Raw genomic sequence first — 13,274 nt, forward strand, 5'->3', positions numbered from 1 at the left:
AGAAATTAACTGAAAGAGTGTTAGATAAGGGTATAATCTTTAGGCAAAACTCGGTAAAATAGATCACTTTATTCTTTTTTTTGTTGCCACTATGCCAAAACGAACTGATATTAAATCGATCCTGATTCTTGGAGCCGGTCCCATTGTTATTGGACAAGCATGTGAGTTTGATTACTCAGGTACTCAAGCAGTGCGTGCTTTGAAGGAAGAAGGGTATCGGGTGATATTGGTTAATTCAAATCCAGCAACCATCATGACGGATCCTGAGCTTGCTGATGCGACTTATATAGAGCCTGTGCGTTGGAAAGAAGTTGAAAAAATAATTGAGAAAGAACGGCCTGATGCTTTATTGCCCACTATGGGCGGACAAACTGCATTGAATTGCGCTCTGGATCTGGTACGAGAAGGAGTTTTAGCCAAATACTCTGTTGAAATGATCGGCGCTACACGAGAAGCAATAGACAAAGCAGAGGATAGAGAAAAATTTCGTCAGCTGATGATAAAAATCGGCCTGGATATGCCCCGATCCGCTATTGCCCACAGTTTGGAGGAAGCAATTCAGGTTCAGGCGCGTTTAGGTTTCCCTGCTATTATTCGCCCTTCATTTACCATGGGCGGCAGTGGGGGTGGGATTGCTTATAATCGTGAAGAATTTGAAGAAATATGTACCCGAGGCCTGGAGCTTTCTCCAACGCATGAGTTGTTGATTGATGAATCCGTTCTCGGTTGGAAAGAATATGAAATGGAAGTGGTCCGCGATAAAAAGGACAACTGCATCATTGTATGTACCATAGAAAACCTTGATCCTATGGGGGTGCATACTGGCGACTCGATTACGGTCGCTCCAGCTCAGACACTTACCGATAAAGAATATCAACGGATGAGGGATGCCGCAATAAAAGTATTGAGGGCAGTTGGTGTGGATACCGGCGGCTCCAACGTACAATTTGCAATAAATCCAGAAGACGGGCGCATGCTTGTCGTCGAAATGAACCCCAGGGTATCACGAAGTTCTGCTCTGGCTTCGAAGGCAACCGGGTTTCCAATCGCCAAAGTGGCTGCCAAATTAGCTGTTGGTTATACACTTGATGAATTAAAAAACGAAATAACAGGCGGTAAAACTCCTGCGTCCTTCGAGCCGAGTATTGATTATGTCGTAACCAAAATCCCACGGTTTAATTTTGATAAATTCCCGCAAACGCCCAATACCTTAACTACTCAAATGAAATCTGTGGGCGAGGTGATGGCAATAGGCTCCAATTTCCAGGAATCGTTACAAAAAGCCATTCGTGGTTTGGAAATAGGGCGATGCGGTTTACATTCTCTATTTCAAAAAGGAGATATGGCCCGGTTACGAGGACATCTGCGTGAGCCTACTCCTGATCGACTTTGGTATATCGCAGACGCATTCCGTCAAAAGCTTTCTCTTGAAGAGATTCATATGGAAAGCCGTGTTGATCCCTGGTTTTTGGCACAGATTGAAGAGCTGGTTCAATTAGAGCGTTCTGTTTTTGGAAAATCCATTCATGAGTTGGATAAAGCAACCCTTGGATTATTAAAGCATCGCGGATTTGCTGATGCCTACTTGGCCAAATTAATGTATTGCACCGAAGCACAGGTCAGGACACGTCGTGTTGAATTAGGTGTTATTCCTGTTTATAAGCGGATTGATTCTTGTGCTGGTGAGTTTCCCAGTGATACAGCCTACTTATACTCCTGCTATGCAGGCAGTTGTGAAGCTCGACCAGAAAGCAATAAGAAAAAAATCATGATTCTCGGTGGAGGTCCCAATCGCATAGGACAGGGTATCGAATTTGATTATTGCTGTGTACATGCCGCGATGTCTTTGCGAGAGGCGGGTTATCAAACGATTATGGTTAACTGTAATCCTGAAACCGTGTCTACCGATTTTGATACTTCGGATCGCCTGTATTTTGAACCAGTAACCCTTGAAGATGTTCTATCCATAGTGGATGTGGAACAACCAGATGGTGTTGTCGTGCATTACGGTGGACAAACTCCGCTAAAACTGGCTAGAGATCTTGAAGCCAACGGGGTAAAAATCATTGGAACTTCTCCTGATGCCATTGATATGGCAGAAGATAGAGAACGATTTCAGCAGCTCGTTAATGAATTAAAGCTGCATCAGCCGGATAACGGCACTGTACGAAGTGAAGCTGAGGCTATTGAATTGGCCAATCGTATTGGCTATCCATTGGTTGTACGGCCCTCTTATGTTCTTGGGGGCAGAGCCATGGAGATTGTCTATCATGAAGATGATTTGCGCCACTATTTATCGCATGCTGTCGCCGTTTCTAATGATTCCCCAGTTTTACTGGATAAATTTCTAAATGATGCCATAGAAGTTGATATTGATGCGGTCTGTGACGGCAAAGAGGTATTAATTGGCGCTATAATGGAACACATAGAACAAGCAGGCATTCATTCAGGTGATTCTGCCTGTACTTTGCCACCGTTTAGTATCAGTGTGGTTGTGCAGCAAGATTTAATGGAACAAATGCGGCAAATGGCTCTAAAATTGGGAGTAGTCGGTTTGATTAACGCTCAATTTGCGATTCAGGCGGATGATATTTATGTTTTGGAAGTGAATCCAAGGGCTTCAAGAACAGTACCTTTTGTTTCGAAGGCTACAGGATTACCCTTAGCTAAAATTGCCGCATTGTGTAAAGTGGGTATTAGTCTGAAAGAGCAGGGTTTAACACAAAATCATCACATGCCTTCGTTTTATTCAATTAAATTACCTGTGTTCCCATTTATAAAATTTTCTGGAGTCGATTCCATCCTGGGCCCAGAAATGAAATCAACTGGTGAGGTTATGGGTATTGCCAAGCGTTTTGGTCAGGCTTATGCTAAAGCGCAGCTGGGAGCCGGTTGTAACATAGCTAAACGACGCCGTGCTTTTGTTTCTGTTCGAGATGCGGATAAAACCCGCGTGGGGGAGATAGCTAAACGATTAATTGAATTGGGATTTGAAATTATAGCGACACGTGGTACGGCTTTGGCGCTGCAAGCAGCAGGCGTAGACTGCCGACGAGTTTTTAAAGTAGCTGAAGGCAGACCTCACGTGTTGGATTTTATAAAGAATAATGAAATTGATTTTATTGTGAATACAACTGAAGGCAAGCAAGCCATTGCGGATTCATTTGCTATTCGACGCAATGCGTTACAGCATAAGGTTAGTTATACTACGACATTATCAGGAGCCGAGGCTGCTTGTCTGGCGATGAAATATGAAGATAGGGAAACAGTAACTCGATTACAGGATTTACATTAGAGGTGGATATGAGTAAACATCCTATGACAGTACAAGGTGCTGAAGCACTTAAAGAAGAATTACAACGTTTAAAATTCGTCGATCGTCCTCGTATCGTTGAGGCTATTGCAACTGCCAGGGCTCATGGTGATTTGAAAGAAAATGCGGAATATCATGCGGCTCGCGAACAGCAAAGTTTTAATGAGGGACGAATTCAGGATCTTGAAGCAAAATTGTCGCATGCGCAGATTATTGATATCAGCAAATTACCCAACAATGGGAAAGTTGTATTTGGGGCAACAGTGACCATATGCCATCTGGCAACCGATGCTGAATTAACGTACCAAATAGTTGGCGAAGATGAGGCTGATATCAAATTAAATAAAATATCCTACAGTTCCCCAATTGGTCGTGCTTTGATCGGTAAAGAGTTGGATGACACAGTCACTGTGAATACTCCAGGGGGAATGGTGGATTATGAGATCATTGATGTTAAATATTGTTAGCTCCCGTTGATAATATCCCCTATGGTCACCTGAAAAAATGATCCACTGATTGCTTTTAAATCGTGGATCATTTGATTGCAATCTACACGATGCTTCGTACAAATCTTAACTGCTTTAGTTCTTTGGGTTTATTCGTTGTTTAAATTTGTTGCAATTAAGGGTTGATTTGCATCTGTTCAGAGGTTGTTGTAATGCCTGATGAAGTGGCTAGAAAACGGTTGGAAAGTGAACTCGATAAATTAAATCTGAATATACCTTCATCTGTTTTTCAATACGAAATGAATCGTGAACGGGCGGTAGAATTTTTACAAAATAATTCTTCGGTACCGTTTATTGTTCGCAACTCGAGCATTAATGGATATTTTGTCTTTGATATACCCAGCGAAGACAGACAGAGTTTCAAACATTCTTTAGTTTTACCTCCCAAATCAGATGAGGACGAATTTAAATTATGCAACTATTTTAAAACAACGATTACAGAAGCCTGTTCGCTAAAGGATTATTTTGAACTTGTCTGGGATCCTCTTCACAAGATAATCCGAGCACCTGGAAGGTTGATTTGGCAACAGTTCAAACTTTTAAATCAACAGAATCAGGTCAGAACAATTGCGGTAATGAGCATCCAAAGTCTTGATAACGAAAAAATCGCACTAACATCTGAAGAAGTACAGAGTTATGCGAAAAGTAAGCCTGGTTTACAGTATTCAGGTGATGGGCATACTGGATTTGCAATGGCTGTTGCGCTTAGGTCTCCATTCCTGGTTTTACGATCAAAGGATAATCGTGAAGCAGCGAATAAGATATTAAAAAATCATATTGGTGATAATGGGTTAATCGTTATTACTGGCCATGGGAATCAAGCAGGTTATGGAGTGAGTGGAAACTATATTAGTTTACAATCGCAGGAAGACATCATTTCGATTAATCCAAAAATAAATCGCAGCCCACATGAAATTGCAAGTTCCGCCATGGAGTCTGGTCTAAAAATGGGTAATAGCGTTACTATTTTATTGTGTATTTGCTACGGTGCTTTTAGCCGTCAAGGGAAGGCTGCCAGTTTTGCTTATAGATTAGTACGCGAGTTTGCGAAGCGGGGAGTAAGTACGACAATTTTGGCCACTGATCAGCTCTTTAATCGTTTTGGTTTAAATGCGATTGTTGATAATAAAATCACCTTTGATGAAGGGACAGGGATGGCTGCAAAAGATGTACATGTTATTACAGCCAAGGTACATCGCCCTGAGTTACATCCAGTAATTAACGTATTTAAGCCCAATGAGACCATTCAACTATCTAGCAATGGTATTGATTTTTTAAATCCCAACCTATCTCAACCGATGACGCTCAGTGATACAAGGCGGCAACGAGATGAACGTATGCTTGAGCACCAGAGTAGCCAAAAACAGGTTGAAGAGCACTTTTTGTCAAGACACTCTGTCCCAGGGCATTCTATTGAAGCTAAAGGCCTACGAAAAGGAAATACTACCCCGATTCGAGAACAATCACCACAAGAGAAGAGATTTAATCAGCATCTTCAACTGCTTCTCAACAAAGGCGTGAATTTAAAATGTCGTCGGGACAGAATCAATCCCCTTCAGCAGCAGGACGCTTTTCATGCTTTGAATGATGCTTATGGTGCAGTACTAAACCTGCATCACGCGTTAAAAACAGAAGGAGATGAATATTTTAGTCATCCCACAATAGAAACTTACAGAACTTTTAAAAAGAACTGTGATCGTCAGATAATTGATGCGCGTAAAATTTTGGATAAACACAGAGGGTGGTCTGAATTTTTGATTAATCTGGTTATTGGAATTATTTCTGTGGGTTTGGGATTGATTGTCAAAGGGGGGATTAACCTGGCTCTTAATCACTCCTTCTTTTATGTGCATTCAACCGATTCCTCTAAAAAACTGGATGAAATTGAGGCGTTGATTGATAAAGCAAAGCCATAAACCGAGTTAATTATATGGTCGGCGAGCACTGCCCTGGGCAGTGCTCTATTCATGAAACAAGCAGCAGTATTCAGTCTGATTAAGGTTGATAAACTTCTTGCTGGATTCCACCAACAACCCATGCTTTACTGTTTGTGAATTGATAAAAATGCCAGATTTCATCAAGTGGCGCGATTGCTTCATCATTTTCTTTTATTGATCCTGTAAACCGAACGCTGGCAATTGTAGACAGCGTTTGTTTGGAGACATCAAGTAGTTCAGCATTGAGATTAATGACTTCTGTTTTATTAGGTTCGTCACCGCGCTCTTCAAGTTGCATTTTTATTTCAGCGAACACTTCAGGAGTAGTGAAGGTTTGAATATCTTGAAGGTTTTTTGAATCATACGCAGCCTGTAGGCGAATAAAATTAACTTTGGCATTACGTAAAAAGCTTTCTGAAACAAAGTCGACAGGATTTGAGGTGAAATGAGGGCTGTTACTACTGCTGTCTGAATTAGGTTGAGTAAAATGATTAAATGAATTCTGCCTGAAGGCATTCGATTGAGACGATTGAAATCCTGGCTGCATTCTTCTGCGTAAAAAACTGATTACAAAAAAGATCACTGAGCCGAGGATTAACCAGGTCATCAGTCCATTCGCAAGACCATGCCCCATGAACAGGCTGGCTAAAAGCCCCCCAACTAAAAGTCCACCTAACATACCTCCCCATTTGCTTTTATTGGCTTTTTGTCCCATTGAAGCCGTATTTTGTGGTTTATGGGATGAAAAAAGGCTGCTTTGCGATCGTTGTACACCAAAACTTCTTCCGCCGCCAAAGCGTTTTGCTGACGCCTCATTAATGACCAGTCCAAAAGACAGTAATGCAATTAAGAAATATGAAAGAAAATGACGCATTTTATTACACCTTAAATGTAGTACGGACTGTCATTATATCCGAACACAAACAAACTTGCTCGTGATCTGTTGGGTGTTTGATTGTTCATGGATGAATAGCCTGAAAACTCTATGATATTGCGAAAATTGCATTCTGATTATTGGTTGCATTTAGTTTTGCTCTTGATATGATGCTAGAGAATTAACTATAGGGATATTATTTATGAATAAATTGATTAATTTAGCTGTTTTGTCGTTATCTACTTCACTGGCCTTTGCCAGCCAGGTGAATCTAAAGGGTGAAGTTGACGTGAATATCACCCCTAAAAATCTTAGCGGTGTTACTAAAACTCTGAAATTCAAACTGCCAAAATACGAACTGTCAGCGAATGCAAAATCCTATTTGCATGATCAATTGTCACAATATCCCAAAAATGCTGTACCCTCTGCATCTTTTGCTTCTGAATTACCAAGAAAAGTTAATGTAGGAATGCAATTAACTCCAGTATTGGATCAAGGCTACCATGGAAGTTGTGTTACTTTTGCCGTCACTGCCGCGCTGGATGCTACTTTGGGTGCAGGTGATTACATCAGCCAATTATGCAGCCTGGAATTAGGTAGTTATTTAGCAATTCATGACAAGGCTCAAGCCAGTGGGTGGAATGGTTCTTATGGATCATGGGTTCTACAACAAATTTCTGATTACGGCATCATCAGCAAAAACCATCAAAAATTAAACGGTTGTGCCGGTGTTAAAGAGTATCCATTACAAGAAGAAACCAATGAAGGCAAGCCAATGTCTGATAGTGAATTTTTGGCTCATAGTATTCCAGTATCCAATCTCATTAGTTGGGAAGCTCTTTTACAGGATGAAGAGTCATTTTCTGCTAAAAGAGATATGAATGACGTTGTGTTCCAAATTAAAGAAGAACTGGCTAAAGGTAATCGCCTGACTGTGGGTATGTTGTTGGATGTTTATGTGGGTGATGCCGGGGCTGTTGGTACTAACCGTGCTTATAATGACACCTGGATGTTAACTCCTGAAATTGTGACGGATGCCATGAATGGAAACATTTATGCAGGCCACGAATTGGTTATCACTGGATATGATGATGATCTTGAAGTAACCGATAATGAGGGTCATGTGAATCGTGGTGTGTTTACTCTACGTAACTCCTGGTCAAAACTAGCAGGAGATCAAGGCGATTATTATGTTACTTACGATTACGTCAAGTTCTTGGCTATGGAAGTAATGGCTGTACGTTTAAAAGCAAAAAACGCTTAGAGAGTAGTACTTTAGAATGACAGGTCCCTCGCCAGGGCGAGGGATCTTTAATTATTGGATTAGGGCAGGTAGTAAAACGGATTGGGTAATTTAAATCCTTTTTTTGCATAGCCACCACGAATATCACTGTATTGATCACCAATAGTTGCAATGATTGTATACCCTTGTTTGGTTATATCTTCTCGTGCTTTCGCTTTAAACGGTATAATCGAAGAGTGTGAATAGTTTTTGGGGCGGAGATAAAGGCCTGCCCATTGTTTATAACCGGCTTTAGTCAGATTAATTTGCGTGGCATTACGCTCTGATTCATGTCGGCCTGTAACGAAAAATACTTTTATGCCCTGTTTTAACGCAGTATTGTATAGAGCTAACATTGGTTTGATGACCTTGGCATTTGCAGCCATAATTTCTTGATGTATCTCTTCTTTGGTCCCAACAAAATCACGAGTGACCATTTTATCGTAATTGGACAGACTGGTTTCATCTATATCAAGCACCAACGCCAGTTTATTGGATGATTTATTGTTTTTGTGAAGTTTCGCCTGTTCAACAATGTATTGTTGCGCTTGTTTTATTTTATTTTCCAAATCTTTGTAATAAAGTCCAGAGTCATGGTAATTGACTACATCTTTTCTGACCAGGCTGAGGTTTGGTGGTTCTGAAAATATAGGTGTTGAATACAACAGGGTTAGACATAGGGTTAATATTATTCTGGGTAACACATTGAACTGATGTTTCATTGTCCATCCATAAATTAGCAGAATGACGCATTATATAATGATAATACTGTTTGTCAATTGCTCATCTTGTCTTTCGTTACTGCAATTATTGAAATTCCACAGGCTCTCAAATAGTCATACCTTCCAACCTCGGTTATAATGGTCAATAATTTATTATTTTTGCAATCGCCATGCATTTGAAACAACTAAAATTAGCTGGTTTTAAATCGTTCGTAGATCCCACAGTAGTTCATTTTCCCAGTCAGCTTGTAGCCGTAGTTGGGCCAAATGGCTGCGGCAAATCAAATATTATCGATGCGGTACGATGGGTCATGGGAGAGAGCTCGGCAAAAAATTTACGTGGTGAATCCATGATCGATGTGATCTTCAATGGATCTACAAATCGTAAATCTGTAGGCCAGGCCTCCGTTGAGTTGATTTTTGATAACAGCTTGGGGCGGTTAACGGGGCCGTTTGCCAGTTATGGCGAGATTGCTGTAAAGCGGATTGTGACCCGTGATGGTGATTCGTCATATTATTTAAATGGCAGCAAATGCCGAAGAAAGGATATCACCGATATTTTTTTGGGCACCGGAGCTGGCGCAAAGGGATATTCGATTATTGGTCAGGGAACCATTTCTCGTTTGATTGAAGCAAAACCTGAAGAATTAAGGGCGTTTCTTGAAGAAGCAGCAGGTGTATCAAAATATAAGGAACGACGACGCGAAACCTTACAGCGTATAGAACACACGCGTGAGAATTTGACTCGAGTTGCCGATATCAGAGAAGAACTGGATAAGCAATTACAGCGTTTGGAGCGTCAGGCCAAAGCAGCGGAACGCTACACCGTACTGAAGGAAGAGGAACAATTGTGCCGGGCTGAAATACTGGCGCTCAGATGGCAGGAATTCACAGAACAACAATTAATCAAACAGCGTGAACTTCATGATTGGGCGGTTCGTTATGAGGAACAACAAAGTTTATTAACCGGTTCGAATAAAGAACGCACCCTGTTAAATGAGCAATTACACGATGCCAATGAGCAGTCCCAACAGATTCAGGAAACTTTTTACCATTTAGGTACTGAAATAGCACGCCTCGAAGAAACCCTACAGCAGAAAGAGCGAGATAAAAAGCGTCTTGAGCAGGACAGGCAACAAATGCAGGAGGATTGGCAGATTGCTGAAGGCCAATTAAAACGAGATAAAGAAGAATTACTCAATTGCCAGCAAAGTGCTCAGAATCTTGAGATTGATTTAGAGAAGTTAAAGAGTGAATTTAAAGAGAAGGATCTGGAGCTGCAGGATGCTCAACAGCAACAAAAGAAATGGGAACATCGCTGGCAAGAAGTTCAAAACAATACCAATACAATAAAAAGTGAATTAAAGGTAACCCAGCTCAATTTACACCATTTGGAACAAAGGCGTCAGCAAACTCAGCTTCGCTTGGAAAAGCTGGAGTCGGAACGACACTCTATTTCCCTTGAGAATTTGCAGGAAAGCAAACGTGATTTGGAACACAAGCAAATAAAATTGAAAGAAACGCAATTGTTTGATGAAGAACAATTAAGATTGGGTAATGAACAAATCAATCAGCATCGTATCCATTTACAGGAAACAGAACAGCAATTGCATCAGCTACAGGATGAATTTCATCGTTTAAATAGTGAGCATGCTGCTTTAATTGCCACTCAAAAAGCAGCAAGACAAGCCAACAGGACAAATAAGGAAGGCATTAAGGCCTGGACAGACAAATCCAGATTAATGGATATTCTTCAGGTTGAACCGCAGTGGCAATCGGTTTGTGAAATGGTGCTGGGAGAGGACCTGCACGCTTATGTTTTAGATGATTTTGACGAATTATGGCCGCAGTGGTCTGATTGTGCACGCTTGGGGGAAAGTATCGTAACCCTGAATACCGTGTCGGCTAAGCAAAGCGTTCATTCACGATTGTCTGATAAAGTTAAAGGTATGGTTCCAGCTTCACTCAACAATCTGTATTCAATTTATACTGTAGAACATTTGGAGGAAGCGCGGAATTTGTTGCCGGAGCTGCTGGAACATGAATCTGTAGTAACCGTTAACGGATTTTGGTTAGGGAAGGGTTGGGTCAAACTGGTCAATCCTGGTGAGCAGGATGAAATGGGACTGCTCGCCCGACAGCAAAGAATTGCTGAACTGGCAGTCATTGTTGATGAATTGCAGCAAAAGATTGAATCCATCAGGTTGCTTCGCGATCAGTGTCATGCCCAGTTGCAACAAAGTTTAAATTATCTTGAGGTGTATCAGTTGAATCTTAAAGCCAGCAATGAAGCTTTAAGATTAAATATCTTGGCATTAGACGGAAATGAACAGGCGATACAACACGCTCAACGGCTTATGACCAATATAGCTGAGGAAGTTGACGAGTTATTGGTATTGGTTGAAGATTTGGCAACAGAGCAATTAGGACTTAATGAACAATTAATTTATTTGGAAAACCAAAATCAAAGCGCGGAACAACAACAGCTTCAGGTTATTGAAGAAAAACAAGCCTGGCTGGATTCAGTGACAGAGCAGAAGAAGCACGTTGATGAATTGCGCAAGATGTTGCATCAAACCGAGTTGGAATACGATAGAGAAATTACCAAAATACAGCAGGTTACTGATCGCATTAACAGAGAGCAGGAACGCCTGGATGTTTTGCAGGAACGATTAGAGCATTTAGCTATGTTGTGTTTGCAATCTGCTGAGCCCGATGCCGAATTGCAAGAGCAATTGGCTGAGCAATTATTGAAGCATGGTGAGCTTGAGTCGCAATTAACTTTAAGTCGTGAGCGAGTGGCTCAAATCAGAATGGAATTGGATGCGCTGGAGAAATCGACCCAAAATCATGATCTGGAGGTCAAACGGATACAGGATGTTATTGGGCAAACCCGTATGGATGAACAGGCTTTATCGGTACGTGCGAGCTCGGTTCAGGAATCACTTGATGAGCTTGGTTTGCAGGCCCAGCTTCTTTTGGAGCACATACCCGCAGGAACGACGCAAAGTATGCGTGAAGATGAATTGATCGCTATTACTGAACGCATAAAACGACTTGGGGCTATTAACCTGGCTGCAATTGAGGAATTTGCCACGGAACAGCAGAGAAAACTCTATCTGGATGAACAGCATGATGATTTGAGTGAAGCTTTGGCCACTTTGGAAACGGCCATTGAAAAAATGGATAAAGAAACTCGTTTACGGCTTGAAAATACTTTTGATGAAGTGAATACTTCTTTTAAAGCTCTTTTTCCTCGATTATTTGGAGGAGGAAGGGCGCAGCTTGAATTAACTTGTGATAATCTGTTGGAAGCGGGCATTGTCGTAATGGCTCAACCACCCGGAAAACGAAACAGTACGATTCATTTGTTATCCGGTGGGGAGAAAGCGATGACGGCTGTTGCATTAGTGTTTGCAATATTTCAGCTTAATCCTTCACCATTCTGTATGTTAGATGAAGTGGATGCACCATTAGATGACGTTAATGTGGGGCGATTTTGCGATTTAGTGAAAGAGATGTCACAATTCGTACAATTCTTGTTTATTACACATAATAAGGTAACTATGGAATTGGCAGATCATTTAATTGGGGTAACTATGCGTGAGCCTGGAGTGTCGCGTTTGGTTGCGGTAGACGTGAAAAACGCTTTGACTATGGAGTAAATTATGCAGGCAAATTGGAGCTTAATTCTTAATGTCCTGTTGTTGATTGGCGTTATAGTGGCCATCGGTCGCTTAATGAAAGCAAGAAAGCAAAGTTTAAGTCCAGAGCAGTATCAACCGTCATTGGGACCTGTAACGAATAGTCCTTATGATGCACAACCTTATAATGATGATATTATTGCGGTGAGAAAAATAAATGTGGGCGGTGCGCTTGATTTTGTTAACGATGAAGAGTCTGATCCGCAGATACTAACAAGTACCGCATCCAGACCAGTTCAGCCTCAATTGATCCCTCAGGAGGAGAACACTACGGAACGAAAGACAGAGGTGTCTACTGCAGATACACCCGCAACCATAATGATGTTTTTACTGGCTAAAGAAAACCGACAATTTGCTGGTTATGAGTTATTACAAACTGTGCTCGCAGCGGGATTACGTTTTGGTGAAGGACATTTATTTCATCGCCATCAAAGTGTTAATGGTCAGGGGCCTGTCATTTGCAGTTTGGCTGCAGCTACCGCTACAGGAGTGTTTGATTTACAGAATATAGGCGCATTTAGTGTGCGTGGGTTATGTCTTTTCATGCAAACCTCTAAAAATCCAAGCATAGACTCAGAGCGCTTTGCAATAATGTTAGACACAGCACGACAATTGAGCGAAGGTCTGGATGCTCATTTGCTTGATGATCAACGCAAACCACTGACTGAACAGCGGATTGTCCGTTATTATCGATTATTAAATATAGAACACGTCGAAAGGGAATGTGCAACAGCCTGAGTTGTTGACGCTTCATTCTTTTCAAGCCTACTTTCCGCGACTTGTTCGCGGAATCGAGGGATCTCGCGCAAACAAGGAGCGTATTGCTTCTATAAAGATTGAATTGGATCGAGCGAACACGTCGCGGGACGTAGAAATCTGAATTGTCAACAGACCCTGGTTAATCTGTCACGGCTGTTCCATTAAAAATGTGACGTC

General features: G+C 41.4%; 8 protein-coding genes. 6 read left to right on the forward strand and 2 right to left on the reverse strand.

The features are described from left to right. Positions 1–91 precede the first annotated feature (91 nt). The 3 genes from carB to G543_RS18275 all read left to right on the forward strand — a co-directional run bounded on the left by carB (position 92) and on the right by G543_RS18275 (position 5,735). Positions 92–3,295 carry a carbamoyl-phosphate synthase large subunit gene (gene carB / locus G543_RS0102730; RefSeq protein WP_028383166.1) on the forward strand — a complete coding sequence of 1,068 codons (3,204 nt, stop codon included), beginning with the start codon at positions 92–94 and terminating at the stop codon, positions 3,293–3,295. Positions 3,296–3,303: 8 nt separating this feature from the next. After that, complete coding sequence (gene greA / locus G543_RS0102735) at positions 3,304–3,780, forward strand: transcription elongation factor GreA (protein ID WP_028383167.1); 477 nt, start codon at positions 3,304–3,306, stop codon at positions 3,778–3,780. Between the two features lie 191 nt (positions 3,781–3,971). Then, on the forward strand, positions 3,972–5,735 hold the full coding sequence (locus G543_RS18275; RefSeq protein ID WP_051190555.1) for a hypothetical protein: 1,764 nt from the start codon (positions 3,972–3,974) through the stop codon (positions 5,733–5,735). 79 nt (positions 5,736–5,814) lie between these two features. On the opposite strand, the gene G543_RS0102745 is transcribed toward G543_RS18275, so the two are convergent. Continuing rightward, positions 5,815–6,630: a Tim44 domain-containing protein gene (locus G543_RS0102745; protein WP_028383168.1), complete on the reverse strand. Its 816-nt coding sequence runs from the start codon at positions 6,628–6,630 to the stop codon at positions 5,815–5,817. A 202-nt stretch (positions 6,631–6,832) separates the two neighbouring features. Here G543_RS0102745 and G543_RS0102750 point away from each other — a divergent pair, with 202 nt between their 5' ends. Next, positions 6,833–7,894, forward strand: coding sequence for a C1 family peptidase (locus G543_RS0102750; protein WP_028383169.1), 1,062 nt, complete (start codon positions 6,833–6,835; stop codon positions 7,892–7,894). A 59-nt stretch (positions 7,895–7,953) separates the two neighbouring features. On the opposite strand, the gene G543_RS0102755 is transcribed toward G543_RS0102750, so the two are convergent. Further along, complete coding sequence (locus G543_RS0102755; protein WP_028383170.1) at positions 7,954–8,634, reverse strand: HAD family acid phosphatase; 681 nt, start codon at positions 8,632–8,634, stop codon at positions 7,954–7,956. A 170-nt stretch (positions 8,635–8,804) separates the two neighbouring features. Between G543_RS0102755 and smc the strand changes: the two genes are divergently transcribed. Together smc and zipA are read left to right on the forward strand one after the other, a co-directional pair. Continuing rightward, entirely contained in the window at positions 8,805–12,299 is a 3,495-nt protein-coding gene (gene smc, locus G543_RS0102760; protein ID WP_028383171.1) for a chromosome segregation protein SMC, read from the forward strand. 3 nt (positions 12,300–12,302) lie between these two features. Continuing rightward, positions 12,303–13,076 (forward strand): cell division protein ZipA, encoded by a 774-nt coding sequence (gene zipA / locus G543_RS0102765; RefSeq protein WP_028383172.1) that lies wholly within the window; start codon positions 12,303–12,305, stop codon positions 13,074–13,076. Positions 13,077–13,274: the final 198 nt, after the last annotated feature.

Origin of the sequence: Legionella moravica DSM 19234 (assembly GCF_000423305.1) — a bacterium.
GTDB lineage: Bacteria > Pseudomonadota > Gammaproteobacteria > Legionellales > Legionellaceae > Legionella > Legionella moravica.